Below are 22,721 nucleotides of genomic sequence, written 5' to 3'. Positions count from 1 at the left end.
GACGCGAGCACCCCGGGCGCGCGGGTCACCACCCGTCGTGCACCTGCGGGCGGATCAGCTCGTCGTAGGTCTCGCGTACGGCTGCCAACTGCTCGTCGGTGAGCGGGGACAGGGCGGCCGTGGCGGCGTTGCGGCGGGCCTGGTCGGCGTCACGGGCACCGGGGATGACCACGGTGACGCCCGCCTGGTCCAACACCCAGCGCAGCGCGAACTGCGCCATCGTGCGGTCCGCGTCGACAAGCGGGGCCAGCCGGCGTACGGCGGCCAGACCTCGGTCGAAGTCGACTCCGGAGAACGTCTCTCCGACGTCGAAGGCCGCGCCGTGCCGGTTGTAGTTGCGGTGGTCGTCGGCGGCGAACTCGGTGTGCTCGTCGTAGCGGCCGGAGAGCAGGCCGCTGGCGAGCGGCACGCGGGCGATGATGCCGACACCGGCTGCCGCCGCTGCCGGCAGTACCCGCTCCAGCGGCTTGTGGCGGACCGCGTTGAGGATGATCTGGACGCTCGCCACCCCCGGTCGGGCGATCGCGGTGAGGGCCTGGTCGCAGGTCTCGACGCTGACCCCGTACCCGGCGATGGCCTTCTCGGCCACGAGGGTGTCCAGGCCGTCGAAGACCTCGTCGGAGGAGAAGACCTCGGTGGGCGGGCAGTGCAACTGGACCAGGTCCAGGGTGTCCATGCCGAGGTTGGCCCGGGAGCGGTCGGTCCACTGCCGGAAGTTGGCCAGGGTGTACGCCTCCGGCCGCTGCTCGACGCGGCGGCCCATCTTGGTGGCGACGGTCAGCCCGGCGTCGGGTCGGCTGCGCAGGAAGCGGCCGATCAGCTGCTCGCTGCGGCCGTCGCCGTACACGTCGGCGGTGTCGAGGAAGGTGACCCCGGCGTCCACGGCGGCGGCGAGTACCGCCATGGCGTCGTCCTCGCTGACGGTGCCCCAGTCGGCGCCGAGTTGCCAGGCGCCCAGACCGACCGCGCCAACGGTCCGGCCGAGCCGGTTGAAGCTGCGCTGTTCCATGCCCCGAGCCTAGTGATCGGGTTGCCGCCCTGCCACGCGAGCCGTACCGTAGCAGTACGAACGTACGGTTTGGGAGGCGACCATGTGGGACCCGACGACCTACCTGCGCTTCGGCGACGAGCGATCCCGGCCGTTTCACGACCTTCTCGCCCGGATCCCGGCCGAGCGACCCCGGGCGGTGGTCGACCTCGGCTGCGGCCCCGGCCAGCTCACCGCCACCCTCGCCGAGCGCTGGCCGACGAGCCGGGTGCTCGGCCTCGACTCCTCACCCGACATGATCGAGCGGGCCGAGGCCCTCGGCGCGCCTGTCGACTTCGCGGTCGCCGACCTGCGCGACTGGCGTCCGGCCGGCGACGAGGACGTGGTGGTCAGCAACGCGGCGCTGCAGTGGGTCCCCGGCCACCAGGAGTTGCTGTGCCGCTGGGCAGCCGAGCTGCCCGCCGGCGCCTGGCTCGCCATGCAGGTCCCCGGCAACTTCGCCGCCGACTCGCACCGCGCCCTGCGGGAGGTCGCCAACCGGCCGACCTGGCGGGCCGAGGTCGCCCCGCTGCTGCGCGCGGACCCGGTCGACGACCCGGCCGACTACGCGGCGCTGCTGACCGCCGCCGGCTGCGCGGTGGACGCCTGGGAGACTACCTACGTGCACCTGCTGCCGGCTCGACCCGCCGCCGAGCACCCGGTGCTGGCCTGGATGGAGGGCACCGCGCTGCGCCCGGTCCGGGCCGCACTGGACGCCGCCGGCTGGTCCGCCTTCCGGGCCGAGCTGGGAGTACGGCTCACCGCGGCGTACCCGGTGCGGCAGGGTCAGGTGTACTTCCCGTTCCGCCGCGTCTTCGTCGTCGCCCGCACCGGCGACCCTGCCCAGGAGAATCCGTGACCGACCTGTCCACCTTCATCGCCGGTCTGCCCAAGGTGGAGCTGCACGTGCACCACGTCGGCTCCGCCTCACCCCGGATCGTCGCCGAGTTGGCCGCCCGCCACGAGGGCCGCACCCCCGTGCCGGCCGACCCGGACGCCCTCGCCGCCTACTTCGAGTTCCGCGACTTCGCGCACTTCATCGAGGTCTACCTGAGCGTCGTGGACCTCATCCGCGACCCGGAGGACGTCTGGATCCTCACCCACGAGGTGGCCCGGGAGCTGGCCCGCCAACAGGTCCGGTACGCGGAGCTGACCATCACGCCGTACTCGCACGTCCGACGGGGCATTCCCGCGCCGGCGTTCTGCGAGGCCATCGAGGACGCCCGCAAGCGCGCCCTGGCCGACTTCGGCATCGAGCTGCGCTGGTGCTTCGACATCCCCGGCGAGGCCGGCCTGCCGGCAGCCGAGGAGACGCTGCGCATCGCCCTGGACGAGCGCCCGGACGGGCTGGTCAGTTTCGGTCTGGGTGGCCCGGAGATCGGCGTACCCCGACCGCAGTTCCGGCCCTACTTCGACCAGGCCCGCGCCGCCGGGCTGCGCTCGGTGCCGCACGCCGGGGAGACCACCGGGCCGCAGACCGTCTGGGACGCGCTGAACGAACTGGGCGCCGAGCGGATCGGGCACGGCATCTCCGCGGCGCAGGACCCGCAGCTGCTCGCCTACCTGGCCGAGCGGCAGATCGCGATGGAGATCTGCCCGACGTCAAACGTACGCACCCGGGCGGTGGCCAGCCTCGACGAGCACCCGCTGCCCCGGCTGGTCGAGGCCGGGCTGCTGGTCACCATCAACTCCGACGACCCGCCGATGTTCGGCACGACCCTCAACGACGAGTACGCGGTGGCGGCCCGCCTGCTCGGGGTCGGCGCCGAGGGTCTGGCCGGGCTGGCCCGCAACGCGGTGACCGCGTCCTTCCTCGACCCCGCCGGCCAGCAGCGGATCCTCGCCGAGATCGACGCGTACCTCGCCACCGCCGGCTGAGCTGCCCGGGTGCCGGCTGGGCCGGTCGGTCGAGCAGGGCGCGCGGCGGGAGCGTGGGTGTGGGGGGACCTGTGACTCCCGCCGCGCGCGCGGCTCCACCGGCCGTGGGTGCGTGGTGCGCTCGGCCGGCGGAACTGGTGGGTTCGTGCTCTGATCCTGTCAGCCCGCGGCCGATCCAACGCGGTCGTTAACCGCGATCTAAGGAAGACTTGCGCCGGCGCACAACCCCGGGTTCGGCCGGGTCAGTCGTCGGTGGGGCGCTGGCGGGGCCAACGACGTCCACTGGCCTTCGGGTCCCGGGCGTCGCGGGCCATCCGACCGACCAGACCGAAGCGGCTGACCTGCCGGGGCGTCGCCTCCGGGTCGGCGAGCAACATCACCACGCTGGCCCCGCCCAACCGGGCCCGGTCGATGCTCACCGAGCCGTTGGCCTGCAACGCCACCCGCTTGGCGATGTCCAGGCCGAGCCCGGTCGAGCCCTGGTCACTGGTGCCCCGGCGCAGTGCCCGGTCCGGGTTGGCGATGCCGGGGCCGGCGTCGTCGATCCGGATCGCCACGTAACCGTCGCGCCGGGACACGGCCACCTCGAACGCGGTGCCCTGCGGGGTGTAGCGGAAGACGTTACCGATCACCGCGTCCAACGCGGCGGCCAGCTCGGCCCGCGGCACCGGCGCCGGGATGCGCAGCTGCGCGCCGTTGACCCGGTGCGGCCGGTTCTGGTCGCCGGCCAACGCCGCCCAGAACACCATCCGGTCCCGGACGACCTCGCTGACGTCGCACATCGCCGGGCCGGCCTCGAGCGCCACAGTCTTACGGGTGGTCTTGATCAGCACGTCGATCTCACCCTCCAGGGTGACGATCGCCTGCCGGATCCGCCGGATCCCGCGCAGCCGGTCCAACTCCGCCGGGCTGAACGAACCCACACTGGTGTCGTCGGACTCCAACGCCTCCGCGTCCAGGCGCAGCACCGTCAACGGGGTACGCAGCCGATGCGACAGGTCGGCCACCAACTCGCGCTCGTCGGTGCGGGCGGCGTCCAGCCGGTCCGCCATCCGGTTGAAGGCGTACCCGGCCTCGGCCAACTCGCGCGGACCGGTCGGCTCGACGCGTACGCCGAGGTCGCCGTCGCCGACGGAGAGCGCGGCCTTGACCAGACCCCGGGTCGAGTCCACCGCGCGGGCGGCGACCCGGTCGACCACCAGCACCGCCGCTCCGGCCATCGCCGCACCGACCGCGAACAGCAGCAGCCAGGTGCCGCCGGCGCCCTCGCCCAGCGTCGACTCCGGTAGGAACACCTCGACCACGGCCGTCCGGTCACCGAGGACGACCGGGTCGAGCCGGGCCACACCCCCGTCGACGTCGACGACCAACGACTGGCGCTCGGAGCGGGCCCGGTCCAGGTCACTGCCGCTGGCCCGACCAGCGGACTCGTCCAACCCCAACCCGTGCACCACGGGCCGGGTGGGGGCGCCCTCGGCGCTGGCCACCACGGCACGCTCGACGACCGCCGGGTCGGTGCTCACCGCCAGCGCGCCGGTCACCAGCGCGCTGCGGCGCGCCGCGTCGGCGATCGCCTCGTCCCGGCTCTGCTCCCGCAGGCTGAGCCCGAGCGGGATCAGGAACGCGAGCGCCACGAGGCTGCACATGCCGGCCGTGAGCAGGGCCAGCGCCGTCCTCAGTCCGGTGCCACCAGCCGGAATCCGACCCCCCGCACGGTGCGCAGGTAACGCGGCTTCGCCGCGGACTCGCCCATCTTTCTGCGGAGCCAGTACAGGTGAACGTCGATGGTCTGATCCTCGCCGACCGATGGCTGCCGCCATACCTCCTCCAAGAGTTCCCGGCGGGACACTACCCGCCCAGGTCGTGCGGCGAGATACGCCAACAGGTCGAATTCCTTGCGGGTCAGCGCCAGCGGCTCCCCGTCGAGCTGGGCGCTGCGCTCGCCCACATCCACCCGCAGCCCGCCGACGCTGTGCACCGCGGGCTGCACGGTCCGACTGGCCCGGCCGGCCCGGCGCAACACGGTGGTGATCCGCGCGTCCAGGTGTGCCCCGGTGAACGGCTTGACCATGTAGTCGTCGGCGCCGGCGCGCAGCAGCTTGACCACCGACTGCTCGTCGTCGCGGGCGGTGGCGATGATGATCGGAACGTCGGTGATGCCGCGCAGCATCCGCAGCGCGTCCGAGCCGTCCAGGTCGGGCAGGCCGAGGTCGAGCACCACCAGGTCGGGTGTCTCCGCGGCGACCCGACGCAGGGCGTCCAGCGCCGTACCCACGGCGTGCACGGCATGCCCCCGGTCGGTGAGGGACCGCAGCATCGCGCCGCGTACGACGTGATCGTCTTCGACCAGGAGCACGGAGGCCACGACAAGACCGTACTTGGCCTGGCAAGTTGATCGCGTTGCGGCGTGCCTGGCGACCGGGCAAGCTGGTACGACGATGTCGTTCACCCTGTTCGCCGATGCCCGCCTGGCGCTCGCCCGGGACAGCCTCGCCGGTCTCTCCACCGGCGACGCGCTCGGCGCGCAGTACTTCCTGCCGGGGCCGGCGCCCGTGGATCTCGCCGCCGACGCGCTGCCGCCGGCGCCCTGGGAATGGACCGACGACACCGAGATGGCCTGCTCGGTGCTCGCCCAACTGGCCGACTCCGGCGGCATCGACCGGGACCGGCTGGCCCTCTCCTTCGCCGAGCGGTGTACCGAGCGCCGAGGCTACGGCGCGGGCGCGACGCTGATCCTGGGGCTGATCCGCACCGGCACCCCCTGGCCGCTGGCCGCCGCCTCCGCCTTCGACGGGCAGGGCTCCTGCGGCAACGGCGCGGCGATGCGGGTCGGTCCACTGGGCGCGTACTTCGCCGACTCGACGGCCCGCGCCGCGGCGCAGGCCCGCGCCTCCGCCGAGGTGACGCACGCGCACCCGGAGGGGATCGCCGGCGCGGTCGCCGTCGCCGTCGCCGCCGCGCTGGCCGCCCGGGCCCGCCTCGACGGGCACCGGCCGGCCCCGGAGCGGCTGCTCGCCGGCATCGCCGCCGCGCTCGATCCCGGCACCGAGGTGCATCGGGGCGTACACCGGGCCGTCGGGCTGCTCGGTCGGCCGTTGCCCAGAGTGGTGGCGGCGCTCGGCAACGGCTCCCGGGTGACCGCCCAGGACACCGTCGGGTTCACCCTCTGGGTGGCCGCGACCCACCTCGACGACTATCCGACGGCCATCGAGACGTGCGTACGGGCCGGTGGGGACGTGGACACCACGGCCGCCATCGCCGGAGCCGTGGTGGCGGCGTACACCGGCGTCGGCACCCCGGGCGGGGTGCCCGAGCAGTGGCTGGCCGCCCGCGAGCCGCTACCTACCTGGCTGCCCTGACCGCCCGGGCTGCCCTGACCCGCCCGGGCTGCCTTGACCGCCCGGGCTGCCTTGACCGCCGGGCTGCCCTGACCACGCTGTCCTGACCGCCCGGGCTGGCTTGCCGGCGATCAACTCGGCTTCCTGCAAATCGGGCTGTCCGCGCGATTCGGATGCCGCGGTTTCCGGGAACCCGAGTGGATCACCGCCAAATCGGGCTGTCCGCGCGGCGCGGATGCCGCGGTTTCCGGAAACCCGAGTGGATCACCGCGATGCCGCGGAAACGGCGGGCGTCGGGTCGGCGGGCTGCGGCTCGGCGGGCCGCAGGTCGGCGGGCGTCGAATCGGCAGGCTGCGGGTCGGCCGGCATCGGGTCGGTGGGAGTTGCGCTCTTGCCCGTGTGGCCGGTTGTCTCGGCGAGCGTCGTGGCGTCGTTCGCGCCGCCGCGCGTCGCGGGAGCCTTCGCGGTCCTGTCCGCGCGGCCGGTTATCTCGGCCAGGGTCGCGGCCTCGTCGGGCGTGGCGGTCTCGTCCGGGTCGCCGGTCACCTCGGCGAGCGCGGTGGCCTCGTCCGGGTTGCGTCGGCGCCACCGGCTGACCAGCCAGCCGATCGCCGCGCCGCCGCCCAACCCGGCGAGCAGGCCGGCGGCCAGCATCCCGTCGGCGCTGCCCTCGTCGGCACCGCCCGATCGGGCCGGCGGCGCGTCGTCGACACCGTTGTCCGCGGCGGCCGGTGCGCCGGCCGCTGGGCCGGCGTGCCCGCCGTGTGCGGCCGGACCCGCCGCGCCGGGCGCCGCCGGCAGCAGGGTGAGGGCCGGGGCCCGGTGCGGACCGGCGGCGTCCGCCCACCGGACCACCGTGCCATCGGCGTACGTCTGGACGACCTCGAAGGTGAGCCGCTCGGCCTGCGGCATCGGCCCCATCGAGAGCGCCAACCGGGCCGGCCCCGGGTCGCTCGCACCGACCCGGACCCAGGTCACCGCGCTGGTCACCGTGCTCACCCCGGCGGAGTGGATGCCGGCCACCGGCTTGTCCAGGGTGCGGGAGCTGATCCGGGGCGCCCAGCCGTTCACCGACATGGGGTAGACCTCGGCGATCGGCGCGTCGGCCGGCAGCCGTACCTCGATCTGCTTGGTCTTCGTGCCGGCCCGCTCCTCCGGAACGGTGAACTCCAGCCGTACCGCGTCGCCCTGCCGGGCCTCCGTCGGGGTGGTCGTCACGTCCGCCGCGTACGCCGTGCCCGGCCAGAGCAGCAGCCCAGCGGCGGTCACCGCGGTCGCCGCCACGATCCGCCGCCGACGGCCACCGCCGTGCGTGCTCGCCATCTCGTGCCCCCATCCGTGTCGACGCGGCCGGCACCGGTTTCCGGCCACACCCTCTAGTTCGGCTGGGAGGCGGGAAAGGTTCAACGTCGGCGGAAGGAAGGTGCCCTTCCCGGTCGGGGGCGGGGCGACCGATAGCATCGGCAGGAGCCGAGGATCGGCACCGTTTCGTACCGCTTGGAGGAGTCACCGTGTCCGCACCCCGTACCCCCGCCGTGGCCGACCCCGTCGTCGTCGCCGCCGGGACCACGGCGGCCGACGCGGTGGCCGCGGCCGGACTGCCCGCGAACGGCCCCAAGGCGATCGTCGTGGTCCGCGACCCGCAGGGCCAGCTGCGCGACCTGGACTGGTCGCCGACCGAGGAGACCGTCGTCGAGCCGGTCAGCCTGGACTCGCCCGACGGGCTCAACGTGCTGCGCCACTCCACCGCGCACGTTCTCGCCCAGGCCGTGCAGGACATCTTCCCCGAGGCCAAGCTGGGCATCGGCCCGCCCATCGAGAACGGCTTCTACTACGACTTCGACGTCGACAAGCCGTTCCAGCCCGATGACCTCAGCAAGCTCGAGAAGCGCATGCAGGAGATCATCAAGTCCGGGCAGCGGTTCCGTCGCCGCCGCTTCGGCAGCCTGGACGAGGCGCGCTCCGAGCTGGCCGACGAGCCGTTCAAGCTGGAGTTGATCGAGGTCAAGGGCGAGGGCCTGGACACCGACGAGGTGATGGAGGTGGGCGGCGGCGAGCTGACCATCTACGACAACCTCGACGCCAAGGAGGACAAGGTCTGCTGGTCGGACCTGTGCCGGGGCCCGCACCTGCCGACCACCCGACTGATCGGCGCGTTCAAGCTGATGCGCTCCGCCGCCGCGTACTGGCGGGGGTCGGAGAAGAACCCCCAACTCCAGCGGGTGTACGGCACCGCGTGGCCGACCCGCGACGAGCTCAAGGCGTACCTGAAGCTGTTGGAGGAGGCCGCCCGGCGCGACCACCGCAAGCTCGGCGCGGACCTCGACCTGTTCAGCTTCCCCGACGAGATCGGCTCCGGCCTGGCGGTCTTCCACCCCAAGGGCGGCATCATCCGCCGCGAGATGGAGCACTACTCCCGCCAGCGGCACGAGGCGGCGGGGTACGAGTTCGTCAACACCCCGCACATCACCAAGGCGCAGCTGTTCCAGACCTCCGGTCACCTGCCGTACTACGCGGACACCATGTTCCCGCCCATGCAGCTGGAGGGCGCGGACTACTACCTCAAGGCGATGAACTGCCCGATGCACAACCTGATCTTCAGGTCGCGCGGGCGGTCGTACCGGGAGCTGCCGCTGCGGATGTTCGAGTTCGGCACGGTCTACCGGTACGAGAAGTCCGGCGTCGTGCACGGCCTGACCCGGGTCCGGGGCCTGACCCAGGACGACTCGCACATCTACTGCACCCGTGAGCAGATGGCCGGCGAGCTGTCCACGCTGCTCAGCTTCGTGCTCGACCTGCTGCGTGACTACGGCCTGGACGACTTCTACCTGGAGTTGTCGACCCGGGACGACTCGCCCAAGTTCATCGGCGCCGCGGAGGACTGGGCCGAGGCCACCGAGGCGCTGCGGACCGCCGCCGCGACCTCCGGGCTGGACCTCGTCCCCGACCCGGGCGGCGCGGCGTTCTACGGGCCGAAGATCTCCGTGCAGGCCCGCGACGCGATCGGCCGGACCTGGCAGATGTCCACCATCCAGGTCGACTTCAACCAGCCGGAGCGGTTCGCGTTGGAGTACCAGGCCGCCGACGGCAGCCGGCAGCGGCCCGTGATGATCCACCGTGCGCTGTTCGGGTCGATCGAGCGGTTCTTCGGGGTCCTCACCGAGCACTACGCGGGCGCCTTCCCGGCCTGGCTGGCGCCGGTGCAGGTGGTGGGCATCCCGATCCGTGAGGACCACACCGACTACCTGCACGGCTTCGTCGCCGCGCTGCGCGCCGAGGGCATCCGGGCCCAGGTGGACGCGGGTGACGACCGGATGCAGAAGAAGATTCGGACGGCTCAGCAGCAGAAGATCCCGTTCATGGTGATCGCCGGTGACGACGACGTGGCCGCCGGCACGGTCTCCTTCCGCTACCGCGACGGCTCCCAGCGCAACGGCGTGCCGGTGGCCGAGGCGGTGACCCACGTGCTGGACGTGGTCAGCTCACGGACCAACATCGGCCCCTCCGCCGCCCCCGAGTAGCGAGACCACCGCAGCCGCCCGCGTGCCGCCCGTCGCGGCCCGCGTGCCGCTCGCCCGCTGCCCGTCGAGGCCCGCGAGCCGCTCGCCCGCCGCATGATCGCGCTCGATCCAGGAAGTAGTGGCCTCCCCGGTCTGGGAGGCCACTACTTCCATGTTCGAGCGCGATCTTCGCCCGGAGGCCTTTGCCCGGAGGCCTTTGCCCGGAGGCTTCGCCCGGAGGCCTTCGCCCAGAGGCCGGGGGGCCGGAGGTGGGCGGGCCGGGGGAGGCGGTGGCCGGTGTCAGATGCCGCAGTTGGGCGCTGACCAGCCTCCGACGGCCGCCACGTGGGTGTGGTCGTTGTGGTCCGGGTAGCCGGGGCCGAGGATCTGTCCGAAGCCGTGGTTGCGGGCCTGCTGTGCCAGCCGGCAGAACGACGGGGAACCGACCAGGTCCACGCCGTCGCCGTACAGGTGTCGGCTGTTCGACGCTCCGCCGACCGCGCTGTTGCAGGCGTAGCTGCGGAAGCTGCTGCTGATCGCGATGGCCACGTCGCCGAGGGCGTGCCGCATGGCCTGGAGCTTCCACATCGAGACGAGCGCGTTGAACCGGGCGGTGCTCGCCGAGACCGCGCCGCCGGACCAGTCGCTGTTGCACTTGTTCAGCTCGGCGTAGCTGAAGTTGGCCGGGGTGCAGTCGTCGTCCTGGAGGGCGTAGAGCCGGTTGAACGTCTGTGGGCCGGCGATGCCGTCGGCGGGCAGCCCGTACGCCTGCTGGAAGCGGATCACCGCCGATCGGGTGGCCGGGCCGTACGCGCCGTCGAGGGTGAGCACCGCGCCGTAGCCGGGGTAGCCGGCGACCCGGATCTGGAGTTGCCGGACGTCCTCACCGGACGCCCCCTGGGACAGGGTGCGTCCCCAGGTGTAGCAGCCGTCCGCCTGGGCCGCGCCGGCAGTGAGGGTGACGCCGGCCACTGTGGTGGCGGCGGTCAGCGCAACTGCCGCGAGGAACCTGCCGAGCCGTCGGAACATGTAGCCCTCCATCAATTAATGGAAGTACGTGGATGCATGGAAGTTTCAGGCCTTGGCATTGATCCGTCAAGAACTTGCAATGCCGGGTTTCCTGACGGGCGGGTGTCGCGGCGTGCCCACGGGGCTCCGTAGGATCGGCTCGTGACAGGGGCGGAACGGCACACGGACATCGACGGCATGGCCGACGGCCTGGAGCGGCTCTGGACGCCGCACCGGATGACCTACATCTCCGGCGAGGACCGCCCGGCCGAGGGCTACGAGAAGCCGACCGGCTGCCCCTTCTGTCGGGGGCCGAAGCTGCCCCCGGAGGAGAGCCTGGTGGTGGCCCGGGGCGAGCACGTGTTCGTGGTGCTCAACCTCTACCCGTACAACCCGGGGCACCTGCTGGTCTGCCCCTACCGGCACGTCGCCGACTACACCGACCTGGACGTGCCGGAGACCACCGAGCTGGCGTCGTACACCCAGACCGCCATGCGGGTGATCCGCAAGGTCAGCAACGCCCACGGCTTCAATCTGGGCATGAACCAGGGCGGGGTGGCCGGCACCGGCATCGCCGCGCACCTGCACCAGCACGTGGTGCCGCGCTGGGGCGGCGACTCGAACTTCATGCCGGTTATCGGCCGTACCAAGATCCTGCCGCAGCTGCTCGGCGACACCCGCGACCTGCTCGCCCGCGCCTGGCCGTCCTGACCACCGCAGGCCGCGCCGCCCCGGCCGCGCGGCGTCCGCGCCGGTCCGGCTAGTCGGCGCGCAGCAGCGGGGTCAGCTCCGACCAGCTCTCCACCCGGTGTACGCGGGGCAGCAGCGCCGCGTGTGCGGCGACCTCGGCCCGGCGGGGCCGGAACAGGAAGCGGTACGGCACCGAGTCGAGGTAGCCGAGCACCTCCAGCCTGTCGTCCACGAAGTGGGTCAGGCCGAGGCGTTGAGCGACCGGCGCCTTGTCTGCTCGGGCGCGGCAGAAGTGCACCCGCTCGACGGGGATGCCGGTGCGGGCCGGAAAGTCGTGGTGGGCCAACCACTCCCGGGTACGCCGCTCGGTGGCCTCACCGCACTTGGACACCAGGTGCACCTCGTCGAACGCCGGTCCGAGCGCCGTGAGCGCGGCGAACGCCCCGACGACGGCCGGGGTACGCAGGTAGTGCGTGCCGAAGAACGACGTGTCCGCGTCGTCGTCGGCCGGCTCGATGATCACTCCGCCGATGTCCACACCGAGCCGTCGCATAGCGTTGATCATGCCGCACCGTCACCGTCTCCGTGCACCCGCGTGGCCACCCGGCGGATCTCCTACGCCCCGGCCCGTCGGAGGTGGCACGATCGGCCGATGGCAGTCACGACACGGACGTTGGGGCGCAGTGGCATCGAGGTCAGCGCCCTCGGCATGGGGTGCTGGGCGATCAGCGGGCCCTGGGCGGAGGGCACCCAGCCGCTGGGCTGGGGCGCGGTCGACGACGACGAGTCGGTGCGGGCGGTACGGCGGGCGCTCGATCTGGGCATCACCCTCTTCGACACCGCCGACACGTACGGGGCCGGGCACGGTGAGCGGGTGCTCGGTCGCGCGCTCGCCGGTCGCCGCGACGACGCCGTGATCGCCACGAAGTGGGGTTACACCTTCGACGAGGCCGCTCGGCAGGCCACCGGCGAGGACGCGTCGCCCGCGTACCTGCGCAGTGCCGTGACCGCCTCGCTGCGCCGGCTCGACACCGACCGGATCGACCTCTACCAGCTGCACCTGGCCGACCTGTCGGTGCCGAGGGTGCAGGCGCTGATCGGGACCTGCGAGGACCTGGTGGCCGAGGGCCTGATCCGCGCGTACGGGTGGAGCACCGACCGCCCCGACCGGGCCACCGCGTTCGGCCACGCCGCCGCCGGTGCCACTGCCGTGCAACACACCCTGTCGGTGCTCCGCGACGCCCCCGAGCTGCTCGCCGTCTGCGACAAGTACGACCTGGCCAGCGTCAACCGGGGTCCACTCGGGATGGGGCTGCTCACCGGCAAGTACTCGGCCGGGTCGACACTGCCCCGCGACGACGTACGCGGGCTTGCCCCGGGCTGGTTGGAGTGGTTCCGGGGTGGCCGGCCGGCACCGGAGTGGCTGCGCCGGGTCGGCGCGGTCCGTGCCGCGCTCACCGCCGACGGACGCACCCTCGCCCAGGGCGCGTTGGGCTGGATCTGGGCCCGCAGCGGTCGCACCATCCCGATCCCGGGCTGCCGTACGGTCGCCCAGGTCGAGGAGAACGCCGCCGCGCTGCACCGGGGGCCGCTGCCGGCGGACCAGTTCGTCGAGGTGGAGCGTCAGCTCGCCGCCGTCCGGACGGCTGCCCTCCGCGACGCCGACCGCCCCCACCGGCCCAGCCCCACCCACCCCACAGTCCACCCGTAACCAAACCCCACCCCCCGCGCGACCCCGCCACCCCAGCCCGCGCCGATCTTGCACTTCCTGCGGGGACTTATGCCGCGACAGCGACATAAGGACGACAGCAAGTGCAAGATCGCGGGCGGGGTTGAGGGGGCGGGGCGGGGCGGGGTTGAGGGGCGGGGCGGGGCGGGGGGTTACGGGGTTTGTTCCTTGCGGGCTTGGTCGGCGAGGTGGGCGGGCATGGGGTCGTGGCGGACGAAGTGGCGGCGGAAGGTGCCGGTGCCGGCCGTCATGGAGCGCAGCTCCACGGCGTACCGAAGTAGTTCGGTGGCCGGCACCTCGGCGCGGACGAGGGTGCGGCCCTCGGTGTCCGGGTCCGGTTCGGTGCCGAGCACCCGGCCACGCCGGCCGGACAGGTCGCCCATCACCGTGCCCACCGAGCCGTCGGGGACCCGGATGGTGACCTCGTCGATCGGCTCCAGCAGAGCCGGCTGGCCACGCTCGGCGGCGTCGCGCAGTGCCAGCGCGCCGGCGGTCTGGAACGCCGCGTCGGAGGAGTCGACGCTGTGCGACTTGCCGTCGACCAGGGTCACCCGCAGGTCCACCACCGGGTGGCCGGCGACCAGCCCGCGCTCCAGTTGGGCGCGGACGCCCTTCTCCACGGACGGGACGTAGTTGTGCGGCACCGCGCCGCCGACCACCCGGTCGACGAACTCGAAGCCACCGCCGCGAGGTAGCGGCTCGACCTCGATGTCGCACACCGCGTACTGGCCGTGGCCGCCGGACTGCTTGACGTGACGACCGTGCCCCGTCGCGGGCACGGTCAGGGTCTCGCGCAGCGACACCTTGACCGGCTCGGTGTCCAGTTCGACGCCGCCGGCGCGCAGCCGGTCGAGCACCACGTCCGCGTGGGCCTCGCCCATGCACCAGAGCACCAGCTGGTGGGTCTCCGGGTTGCGCTCCAGCCGCAGCGTGGGGTCGCCGGCGACAAGGCGGGCGAGGTTGCGGGCCAGGGCGTCCTCGTCGGCGCGGCTCCGGGCGACGATCGCCACCGGCAGCAGCGGTTCCGGCATCTCCCAGGGGGCGATCAGCAGCGGGTCGTCCCGGGTCGAGATGGTGTCGCCGGTCTCGGCGCTGCCCGACTTGGTGATCGCGCAGATGTCGCCGGCCACGCAGAGCGGCACCTCCCGCAGGGTGGCGCCCAGCGGGGTGTAGATGTGCCCGACCCGCTCGTCGGCGTCGTGGTCGGGGTGCCCGCGTTCGGCCATGCCGTGACCGGAGACGTGCATGGTCTGGTCGGGGCGCAGCGTGCCGGAGAAGACCCGGACCAGCGAGACCCGGCCGACGTGGCGGTCGACGGTGGTCTTGACGACCTCGGCGACGAGCGGCCCGGCCGGGTCGCAGGTCAGCGGCGGACGCGGTGAGCCGTCCACGCCGGTCACCGCCGGCAACTCGTGCTCCAGCGGCGACGGGAACGCGGCGGTCAGCACCTCCAACAGCACGTCCAGCCCGACACCGGTCTCGGCGCAGACCGGCACCACCGGGTAGAAGTGGCCCCGGGCGACGGCCTTCTCCAGGTCGTCGATGAGCACCTCGGTGCTGATCTCCTCGCCGTCGAGGTAGCGGTCCATGAGGGTCTCGTCCTCGCTCTCGGCGATGATCCCCTCGATCAGCTCGTCGCGGGACTCGTCGATGGCCCGCTGGTGCTCCGGGTCGGGGTCGCGGACGTCGGCGGGCAGCCCGGCGCTGTAGTCGAAGACCCGGCGGGTGATCAGGCCGAGCAGACCCTCGGTGGACACCCCGTCGTCGCCGAGCATCGGCAGGTAGAGCGGCATCACGTTGTCGCCGAAGAGGCGCTGGCAGAGCGCCACCGTCTCGTCGACGTCGGCGCGGGGCTGGTCCAGTCGGGCCACCGCGACGGCGCGGGGCATGTCGACGGCGGCGCACTCCTCCCACAGCGCGACGGTGGCCGCGTCCATGCCGCCCGCGGCGGAGACCACGAAGAGCGCGGCGTCGGCGGCCCGCAGCCCGGCGCGCAGCTCGCCGACGAAGTCGGCGTACCCGGGGGTGTCCAGCAGGTTGACCTTGATGCCGTTGTGCAGCAGCGGCGCGCAGGACAGGCTGACCGAGCGCTGCTGGCGTACGGCGGCGGGGTCGTGGTCGCCGACAGTGGTGCCGTCGACCACGGAGCCGGCGCGGCCGATCGTGCCGGTCGCCGCGAGCAGCGCCTCGACCAGGGTGGTCTTGCCCGCCCCGGAGTGCCCGACGAGCACCACGTTACGAACCTGCTCGGGCTCGGTCACCACCGGCGTGCCGCCGGTGGAACCCTTCTCGTGACTCTTTTGCGCCATGGGGCGCACCTCCCTCAGCCGGTGGTGGTGGCGACCGCCGCGCGACGGGAAGCGGCCCGGGGCGAGTGCGCGGCGATATCCTCCGGTGGTCTGCTGCACAGCGGGAACGGGACGGGCGGACGGGTGAGCTGGCTCACCTTCCGGCTCGATCTCACACCCGTTGCCGGATAGGCACAAGCCTCCCCCGGGCGGGTCGGCGGTACCGTCCGTATCGCCGGAGCTGGGCGGACCGTTATCGTGGGGACCGCCATGGCGAAGATCTTCCAAGTGTCGGCCCGCGCGGGGATGACCCGCGTCGTCGAGCCGATTGCCCGCGCCCTGCTGCGCGCGGGCGTCACCCCCAATGCCGTCACCGTCGCGGGCACCGTTGGTGTGCTCGTCGGCGCGCTCGGCTTCGGTGCTCGCGGCCATCTGGTCGCGGGCGCGTTGATCGTCACCCTGTTCGCGCTCACCGACCTGCTCGACGGGACGATGGCCCGGATGAGCGGCGGCTCCACCAAGTTCGGGGCGTTCCTCGACTCAAGCATGGACCGGGTCGCCGACAGCGCCGTCTTCGGCGCGGTCGCGTACTGGCTGGCCACCCAGGGCGACCACTCCGGGGTGGCCGCCGCGCTGGTCTGCCTGGCCGCCGGCAGCCTCGTCTCCTACGTCAAGGCCCGCGCCGAGGGGCTCGGCATGACCTGCAACGTGGGCATCGCCGAGCGCACCGAGCGGCTGCTGATCGTCGGGGTCGGCGGGATCCTCACCGGTGTCGGTGTCGACCCGGCGCTGGAGATCGCGCTCTGGCTGCTCGCCGCCGTGTCGATCTTCACGGTGGGGCAGCGGATGACGCACGTCTACCGCCAGGCCCAGCAGCTCCAGCCGGACGGGCAGGCGTGAGCGGCGTGCCGGGGACCCGGCGTCGGACGACCTGCGGCCGAGTCGCGTGAACCTCACCGAGCTGGGCTACATCGCCGGGTGGCGGGTGGTCCGCGCGCTACCCCGGCCGTTGGTGGCGACGGCGTTCCAGGCGGGCGCGGACCGCGCCCACCGCGCCGGCGGCGGGGGTACGGCTCGACTGCGCGCCAACCTGCGCCGGGTGGTCGGCCCGGAGCTACCCGAGGCCGAGTTGGACGATCTCGTCAAGCGCGGGTTGCGCTCGTACGCCCGGTACTGGATGGAGGCGTTCCGGCTGCCCGCCCTGAGCCGGTCACAGATCCTGTCCAATTTCCGGCTCGACGGCGCCGAGTTGCTCGCCGCCGACGTGGCCGCCGGTCGCGGCGCGGTGGTGGCCCTGCCGCATGCCGGTAACTGGGACGCCGCGGGCGCCTGGGTGGCGGCCACCGGTTGGCCGATCACCACGGTCATGGAGCGGCTCAAGCCGGAGGGCGTGTACAAGCGTTTCATGGCCTTCCGGGCGAGTCTGGGGATGGAGATCCTGCCGACCCACGGGGGGCCGCGGCCGGCGTTCGACGTGCTGCTGGACCGGCTCCGGGCCGGTGCGGTGGTGCCGTTGCTGGCCGACCGGGACCTCTCCGCCCGAGGGGTGGAGGTGGACTTCTTCGGTGGGAAGACCCGAATGCCGGCCGGGCCGGCGTTGCTCGCGCTGCACACCGGTGCGCCGCTCTACGTGGCCTCGCTGTGGTACGAACCGGATGCCGCCTGTGCGTCGCTGGCTGGCCCGTTGCCGGTGCCCGGGCCCGAGGTGGGCCCGCTGGACCAGCGGGTCCGGTCGCTGACCCAGCTGATCGCCGACCGTCTGGCGGCGGGTATCGCCCGGCATCCGGAAGACTGGCACATGTTGCAGCGGATGTGGCTGGACCAGGCGAGGTCGGGGGAGGGCGCGGCGCTGCCCTCGTCGACCTCCGGCCCGGCCTGAGGAGGTGGGCACGTTGAGGTGGTGTCCCGCAGCCGCGGACGGGGGGCGCTGACGCATGCGGATCGGCATCGTGTGCCCGTACTCCTTCGACGTGCCCGGTGGGGTGCAGAACCACGTCATGGACCTCGCCGAGGCGCTGATCGCGCTCGGCCACGAGGTCAGCGTGCTCGCGCCGGCCGACGAGGATTCGCCGCTGCCGGAGTACGTGGTGTCCGCCGGGCGTGCCGTTCCGCTGCCGTACAACGGTTCGGTGGCACGGATCGCGTTCGGCCCGGTGTCGACCGCCCGGGTGCGGCGGTGGATCACCAACGGCGACTTCGACGTGCTGCACGTGCACGAGCCGCTGACGCTGAGTCTGTCGCTGCTGGCCGTACTCTCCGCCCGTGGCCCGGTGGTGGCCACGTTCCACACCGCGATGACCCGTTCGCGGGTCCTCGCCGCCGCCCAGGGTGTGCTCCAGATCGTGTTGGAGCGGATCACGGCCCGCATCGCGGTGAGCGCGTTGGCCCGCAAGGTGCAGGTCGAGCACATGGACGGCGGCGCCGTGGAGATCCCCAACGGGGTGGCGGTGGCCAAGTTCGCCGACGCCGAGCCCTTGCCGGGCTGGCCGGGGGAGTGCGCGACGGGCACCGGCGGCACGCTCGGCTTCCTGGGCCGGTTCACCGAGGCCCGCAAGGGCTTCCCGGTGCTGCGCGACGCGTTCGTGGCGTTGGCCGCCACCCGGCCCGGTCTGCGGCTGCTCGTCGCCGGCCCGGGTGACCCCGACGACCTGTTCGACCAGTTCCCCGCCGAACTGCACGACCGGATTACGTTCCTCGGCCTGGTCAGCGAAGCGGACAAGGCACGCATGCTGCGCAGTGTGCACCTCTACGTCGCCCCGAACACCGGCGGCGAGTCGTTCGGCATGATCCTCACCGAGGCCCTCGCCGCGGGTACGACTGTCGTTGCAAGTGACCTGGACGCGTTCCGGCGGGTGCTCGACGGTGGACGGGCCGGCCGGCTCTTCCCCACGGGTGACCCGGTGGGGCTGCGTGCGGTGCTGAGCGAGCTGCTGGACGACCCGGCCGGGCGGGCCACGCTGAGTGCCTGCGGTGATCAGGTGGTCGCGAATTTCGACTGGCCGGTGGTTGCCCGCCGCGTTCTGGAGGTATACGCAGCGGCGATCGAGGCAACCGACGGGCGGGTCATCGACCAGGAATGGGTGGGGCTGGGCTGAGCCGGTGTGACGGATGGTGCGGCGCGGACCGGTGGGACCGGTCCGGCCGCGCCCAATCGGACGAAACGGAGCAGCACTACGATGCCGCACATGTGGTGGGTGGTGGCCGCGAGCGTGGTCGTGGGGCTGGTCGCGGCGTACCTCATCTGGACCGCCGGCCGGGTCGAACGGCTGCAGGGCCGCGCGGAGCTGGCGGCCCGGGCCCTCGACGCCCACCTGCTGCGCCGCGCGGCGGCCGCCGCGGTCCTGGCTGAGCGGCATTTCGGCGTCGAGCTGTACGCGGCGGCCCGGATCGCCCTGGACGCCAGCCCGGACGAGCGCGAGGCCGCGGAGAACGACCTGACCCGGCAGTTGCGCGGCGTCCAGTTGGACCCGGGCGACCCGGACTGCGCAGCGGTCATCGCGGCCAGTCGCCGGCTCGCGTTGTCCCGGCAGGTGCACACCGACCTGGTCCGGGACGCCCGCTCGGCGCGCAGCCGGCCGCTGGTGCGCCTGTTGCGGATGGGGCGGGGTCGGGAGTGGCCACGCTACTTCGACATCGACGACCCGACCCTCGTCGTGCCGGCGGACGTCCCCGCGGCCTGACCTCCAACCGTCGCCGGCCGCTCCCCGGCGGGCACGTGGCGGGCCGGTGACCAGGGCCACACCGCAGGCCACCGGGGGTCTGATTGGCTGTCGGTACGGCGTTGCACCGCGCGTAGCATTTTCGCTGCCACCCCCAGAGCACGTCCAAGGAGCGATGACCCGTGCCCGAGAACACCGCGTCGAACACCGGTACCGCCCCCGTCGTCGGCACCGCCCGCGTGAAGCGTGGCATGGCCGAGATGCTCAAGGGCGGCGTGATCATGGATGTCGTCAACGCCGAGCAGGCCAAGATCGCCGAGGACGCCGGCGCCGTCGCGGTGATGGCCCTGGAGCGGGTGCCCGCCGACATCCGCGCGCAGGGCGGGGTGTCCCGGATGAGCGACCCCGACATGATCGACGGGATCATCGAGGCGGTCTCCATCCCGGTGATGGCCAAGGCCCGCATCGGTCACTTCGTGGAGGCGCGGATCCTCCAGTCGCTCGGCGTGGACTACGTCGACGAGTCCGAGGTGCTGACCCCGGCCGACTACGCGAACCACATCGACAAGTGGGCGTTCACCGTGCCCTTCGTCTGTGGCGCGACGAACCTCGGCGAGGCTCTGCGCCGGATCACCGAGGGCGCGGCGATGATCCGCTCGAAGGGCGAGGCGGGCACCGGTGACGTCTCCAACGCCACCACCCACATGCGGAAGATCCGCCAGGAGATCCGCCGGCTGTCCTCGCTGCCGGCCGACGAGCTGTACGTCGCGGCCAAGGAGTTGCAGGCCCCGTACGAGCTGGTCAAGGAGGTCGCCGAGAGCGGCAAGCTGCCGGTGGTGCTGTTCACCGCGGGCGGGATCGCCACTCCGGCCGACGCGGCGATGATGATGCAGCTCGGCGCGGAGGGTGTGTTCGTCGGTTCCGGCATCTTCAAGGCGGGCAACCCGGCTCAGCGGGCCGCCGCGATCGTCAAGGCGACCACCTTCCACGACGACCCGGACGTGCTGGCCAAGGTGTCCCGGGGTCTCGGCGAGGCGATGGTCGGCATCAACGTCGACGAGATCCCGCAGCCGCACCGCCTGGCCGAGCGCGGTTGGTGACGGTCGGCGCCCGTCAGGGCTGAGGACGGTCGACGCGCCCCACCCGGGGCGGCGTGACATGGAGAGGAACGGTGCGAACGTGACGGCACCCGTGATCGGTGTGCTCGCGCTCCAGGGCGACGTCCGCGAGCACGTGGCGGCGCTTGCCGCGGCGGGCGCGGACGCCCGCCCGGTCCGCCGTCCGGCGGAGCTGGACGCGGTCGACGGCCTGGTCATCCCCGGCGGGGAGTCCACCACCATGAGCAAGCTCGCCGACATCTTCGAGATGCGCGAGCCGATCGACAAGCGGATCGCCGACGGCATGCCGGTCTACGGCTCCTGCGCCGGCATGATCATGTTGGCGACCGAGGTGCTCGACGGCCGACCCGATCAGCGGGGTTTCTCCGGCATCGACATGACCGTCCGGCGCAACGCGTTCGGCCGGCAGGTCGACTCGTTCGAGGCGCCGGTGACGGTCGCCGGGGTGCCGGGCGAGCCGTTCCACGCGGTGTTCATCCGCGCGCCCTGGGTCGAGCGGGTCGGTGCCGGTGTCCAGGTCATCGGGGTGGTGACCGGCGGTCCGGCCGCCGACCGGATCGTGGCGGTCCGACAGGGCAACCTGCTGGCCACCTCGTTCCACCCGGAGCTGACCGGTGACCTGCGGGTGCACGCGTACTTCGTGGACCTGGTCCGCGCCGCGTCCTGAACGGCGGGTGACCCCCGGCTGTCCATGATGTTCGCCGCGGTCGTGACCGGGCGTTTTTGCCCCGTCTGCCCTGGTCTGTGGGGGCCGGGTGGCCGTGCCGTGCGCGGTGCATGACAGCGACCGGGGGGACGTCGGTAGGATTGCGGAGATTCGGCAGGGCCATCTGCCCGCCACGGCTTCCACCAGAGCTGACCGGCACCTCCGCGTGCGCCGGCGGGAGCGGGGCGTGAGCGGTGCGGTCGATGCAGACGGCGGGTAGCAACGGAGGTAGAAGATGTCCGGCCACTCAAAGTGGGCGACGACCAAGCACAAGAAGGCCGTCATCGACGCCAAGCGCGGCAAGATGTTCGCCAAGCTGATCAAGAACGTCGAGGTGGCCGCGCGGATCGGCGGCGGTGACCCGACCGGTAACCCGACGCTCTTCGACGCCATTCAGAAGGCGAAGAAGAGCTCGGTGCCGAACGACAACATCGATCGCGCCGTCAAGCGCGGCTCCGGCCTGGAGGCCGGCGGCGCCGACTGGCAGACGATCATGTATGAGGGGTACGGCCCGAGCGGCGTGGCCATGCTCATCGAGTGCCTCACCGACAACCGCAACCGCGCGGCGACCGAGGTGCGCACCGCGCTGACCCGCAACGGCGGCTCGCTCGCCGACGCCGGCTCGGTGTCGTACATGTTCTCCCGCAAGGGCGTGGTGATCGTCCCCAAGGAGGGCACCAGCGAGGACGACGTGATGCTTGCCGTCCTGGACGCCGGCGCCGAGGAGGTCAACGACATCGGCGAGGCGTACGAGGTGGTTTCCGAGCCGACCGACCTGATCCCGGTGCGGACGGCGTTGCAGGACGCCGGCATCGAGTACGAGTCGGCCGAGTCCTCGCTGATCCCCAGCGTCAACGTGCCGCTGGACGAAGAGGGCGCCCGCAAGATCTTCAAGCTGATCGACGTCCTGGAAGACTGCGACGACGTCCAGAACGTCTACGCCAACTTCGACATCAGCGACGACGTGATGGCGGCGGTCGACGCCTGACCCCGCAACGTCCCCGCCCCCGCCTCACCCCGCCGCGATCTTGCACTTTCTGACCCGACAGACCGGGTCACTCTTGGCATATCGTCAACAGAACGTGCAAGATCGCGGCGGGGTTGGGTTGGGCGCGGCGGACGCGGGAGGTGTCGCAGTGGTGGTGGAGCGGTTCGGGCTTGGGGACACCGTCGTGCGGCGTGAGGTGCTGCGCGGCGAGGTCTGGTTCGGCTGCCCGACGATCTGCGTCGAGGACTCGCCCGACCTGCTCGCCCTCTACCTCCCACCGGGAGCCGAGTTCGGCTTCCCGGAGACCGGCGTCTTCCCGTGCGGACGGCACCCGTGGGAGACCGCCGGGCACCGCTCCTGGTCCGGGCACGGCAAGCTGATGCTGCAACGCCCCGGTGAGGCGCACTCGATCGACGTGTTCTGGACCGGGCCGGGCCGCGACTTCGCCGGCTGGTACTTCAACCTCCAGGACCCGGTACGACGTACGCCGATCGGGGTGGACACCCTGGACCACGAGCTGGACCTGTGGTGGGCCGCGGACGCCGAACGGTACGTCTGGAAGGACGTCGAGATGTTCGCCCAGCGCCTCGTCGAGGGGCGCTACCCGGGCATGGGGGACGCCATCCAGGCCGAGGGCGACCGGATCGCCGCACTGCTCGACGGCGGTGAGCGCTGGTGGGACCCGGCGTGGGCCACCTGGCAGCCCGACCCCGCCTGGACGGCGCCTCCGCTGCCCGCCGGCTGGGACCGGGTGCCACCCGCGCGCTGAGCCGCAACGCCGGTCCGGCCGGC

Annotated in this window: 21 protein-coding genes; 14 read left to right on the top strand and 7 right to left on the bottom strand. The window is 72.7% G+C overall.

All coding sequences use genetic code 11. From position 1 onward, the window contains the following. Nucleotides 1-25 precede the first annotated feature (25 nt). Nucleotides 26-1,009: an aldo/keto reductase gene (locus ACFYL6_RS27305; protein WP_387175483.1), complete on the bottom strand. Its 984-nt coding sequence runs from the start codon at nt 1,007-1,009 to the stop codon at nt 26-28. A gap of 82 nt (nt 1,010-1,091) precedes the next feature. Between ACFYL6_RS27305 and ACFYL6_RS27300 the strand changes: the two genes are divergently transcribed. Further along, on the top strand, nt 1,092-1,886 hold the full coding sequence (locus tag ACFYL6_RS27300) for a trans-aconitate 2-methyltransferase (RefSeq protein ID WP_387175481.1): 795 nt from the start codon (nt 1,092-1,094) through the stop codon (nt 1,884-1,886). Continuing rightward, nucleotides 1,883-2,905 (top strand): adenosine deaminase, encoded by a 1,023-nt coding sequence (locus ACFYL6_RS27295; protein WP_387175479.1) that lies wholly within the window; start codon nt 1,883-1,885, stop codon nt 2,903-2,905. The genes ACFYL6_RS27300 and ACFYL6_RS27295 overlap by 4 nt, the downstream gene beginning before the upstream one ends. A 242-nt stretch (nt 2,906-3,147) precedes the next feature. Here ACFYL6_RS27295 and ACFYL6_RS27290 read toward each other — a convergent pair whose 3' ends face one another. Both ACFYL6_RS27290 and ACFYL6_RS27285 read right to left on the bottom strand, forming a co-directional pair. Next, nucleotides 3,148-4,551, bottom strand: a complete 1,404-nt coding sequence (locus tag ACFYL6_RS27290; RefSeq protein ID WP_238661396.1) for a HAMP domain-containing sensor histidine kinase — start codon at nt 4,549-4,551, stop codon at nt 3,148-3,150. 29 nt (nt 4,552-4,580) lie between these two features. After that, nucleotides 4,581-5,270 (bottom strand): response regulator transcription factor, encoded by a 690-nt coding sequence (locus tag ACFYL6_RS27285; protein WP_030489108.1) that lies wholly within the window; start codon nt 5,268-5,270, stop codon nt 4,581-4,583. A gap of 73 nt (nt 5,271-5,343) precedes the next feature. Between ACFYL6_RS27285 and ACFYL6_RS27280 the strand changes: the two genes are divergently transcribed. Continuing rightward, nucleotides 5,344-6,264, top strand: a complete 921-nt coding sequence (locus ACFYL6_RS27280; RefSeq protein ID WP_387175476.1) for an ADP-ribosylglycohydrolase family protein — start codon at nt 5,344-5,346, stop codon at nt 6,262-6,264. 243 nt (nt 6,265-6,507) lie between these two features. Here the strand turns inward: ACFYL6_RS27280 and ACFYL6_RS27275 are convergent, their stop codons facing one another. After that, nucleotides 6,508-7,566: a DUF1775 domain-containing protein gene (locus ACFYL6_RS27275; protein WP_387175474.1), complete on the bottom strand. Its 1,059-nt coding sequence runs from the start codon at nt 7,564-7,566 to the stop codon at nt 6,508-6,510. A 188-nt stretch (nt 7,567-7,754) separates the two neighbouring features. Here ACFYL6_RS27275 and thrS point away from each other — a divergent pair, with 188 nt between their 5' ends. Further along, nucleotides 7,755-9,764, top strand: a complete 2,010-nt coding sequence (thrS, locus tag ACFYL6_RS27270) for a threonine--tRNA ligase (protein WP_387175472.1) — start codon at nt 7,755-7,757, stop codon at nt 9,762-9,764. A gap of 279 nt (nt 9,765-10,043) precedes the next feature. Here thrS and ACFYL6_RS27265 read toward each other — a convergent pair whose 3' ends face one another. Next, complete coding sequence (locus tag ACFYL6_RS27265; RefSeq protein WP_387175470.1) at nt 10,044-10,772, bottom strand: D-Ala-D-Ala carboxypeptidase family metallohydrolase; 729 nt, start codon at nt 10,770-10,772, stop codon at nt 10,044-10,046. 177 nt (nt 10,773-10,949) lie between these two features. On the opposite strand from ACFYL6_RS27265, the gene ACFYL6_RS27260 reads away from it, so the two are divergent. Beyond that, complete coding sequence (locus ACFYL6_RS27260; protein WP_387175641.1) at nt 10,950-11,462, top strand: HIT family protein; 513 nt, start codon at nt 10,950-10,952, stop codon at nt 11,460-11,462. A gap of 49 nt (nt 11,463-11,511) precedes the next feature. On the opposite strand, the gene ACFYL6_RS27255 is transcribed toward ACFYL6_RS27260, so the two are convergent. Beyond that, nucleotides 11,512-11,994, bottom strand: a complete 483-nt coding sequence (locus tag ACFYL6_RS27255; RefSeq protein WP_387175468.1) for a hypothetical protein — start codon at nt 11,992-11,994, stop codon at nt 11,512-11,514. 99 nt (nt 11,995-12,093) lie between these two features. Between ACFYL6_RS27255 and ACFYL6_RS27250 the strand changes: the two genes are divergently transcribed. Next, nucleotides 12,094-13,152, top strand: a complete 1,059-nt coding sequence (locus ACFYL6_RS27250) for an aldo/keto reductase (protein ID WP_387175466.1) — start codon at nt 12,094-12,096, stop codon at nt 13,150-13,152. A 170-nt stretch (nt 13,153-13,322) separates the two neighbouring features. Here ACFYL6_RS27250 and ACFYL6_RS27245 read toward each other — a convergent pair whose 3' ends face one another. Further along, entirely contained in the window at nt 13,323-15,479 is a 2,157-nt protein-coding gene (locus ACFYL6_RS27245; protein ID WP_387175464.1) for an elongation factor G-like protein EF-G2, read from the bottom strand. 249 nt (nt 15,480-15,728) lie between these two features. On the opposite strand from ACFYL6_RS27245, the gene pgsA reads away from it, so the two are divergent. The 8 genes from pgsA to ACFYL6_RS27205 all read left to right on the top strand — a co-directional run bounded on the left by pgsA (nt 15,729) and on the right by ACFYL6_RS27205 (nt 22,698). After that, nucleotides 15,729-16,358: a phosphatidylinositol phosphate synthase gene (gene pgsA, locus ACFYL6_RS27240; protein WP_112602096.1), complete on the top strand. Its 630-nt coding sequence runs from the start codon at nt 15,729-15,731 to the stop codon at nt 16,356-16,358. A 46-nt stretch (nt 16,359-16,404) separates the two neighbouring features. Continuing rightward, nucleotides 16,405-17,337 carry a phosphatidylinositol mannoside acyltransferase gene (locus ACFYL6_RS27235; protein ID WP_387175462.1) on the top strand — a complete coding sequence of 311 codons (933 nt, stop codon included), beginning with the start codon at nt 16,405-16,407 and terminating at the stop codon, nt 17,335-17,337. A gap of 55 nt (nt 17,338-17,392) precedes the next feature. Then, entirely contained in the window at nt 17,393-18,553 is a 1,161-nt protein-coding gene (locus ACFYL6_RS27230; protein WP_387175461.1) for a glycosyltransferase family 4 protein, read from the top strand. Nucleotides 18,554-18,634: 81 nt separating this feature from the next. Continuing rightward, nucleotides 18,635-19,138, top strand: a complete 504-nt coding sequence (locus ACFYL6_RS27225) for a hypothetical protein (RefSeq protein WP_387175459.1) — start codon at nt 18,635-18,637, stop codon at nt 19,136-19,138. Nucleotides 19,139-19,299: 161 nt separating this feature from the next. Next, nucleotides 19,300-20,217: a pyridoxal 5'-phosphate synthase lyase subunit PdxS gene (gene pdxS / locus ACFYL6_RS27220; RefSeq protein WP_357757114.1), complete on the top strand. Its 918-nt coding sequence runs from the start codon at nt 19,300-19,302 to the stop codon at nt 20,215-20,217. A gap of 79 nt (nt 20,218-20,296) precedes the next feature. Continuing rightward, nucleotides 20,297-20,902 (top strand): pyridoxal 5'-phosphate synthase glutaminase subunit PdxT, encoded by a 606-nt coding sequence (pdxT, locus tag ACFYL6_RS27215; RefSeq protein WP_238656965.1) that lies wholly within the window; start codon nt 20,297-20,299, stop codon nt 20,900-20,902. A gap of 274 nt (nt 20,903-21,176) precedes the next feature. Then, a complete protein-coding gene (locus ACFYL6_RS27210) occupies nt 21,177-21,929 on the top strand; it encodes a YebC/PmpR family DNA-binding transcriptional regulator (RefSeq protein WP_238656964.1) in 753 nt (250 codons plus the stop codon). A 148-nt stretch (nt 21,930-22,077) separates the two neighbouring features. Beyond that, entirely contained in the window at nt 22,078-22,698 is a 621-nt protein-coding gene (locus ACFYL6_RS27205) for a DUF402 domain-containing protein (RefSeq protein WP_387175455.1), read from the top strand. The last annotated feature ends 23 nt before the right edge of the window (nt 22,699-22,721 follow it).

Origin of the sequence: Micromonospora sp. NPDC007208, from assembly GCF_042869175.1 — a bacterium.
Lineage (GTDB): Bacteria > Actinomycetota > Actinomycetes > Mycobacteriales > Micromonosporaceae > Micromonospora > Micromonospora foliorum.
Note: the sequence above shows the minus strand (reverse complement) of the source record. Positions and strands in the feature narration are given on the sequence as shown.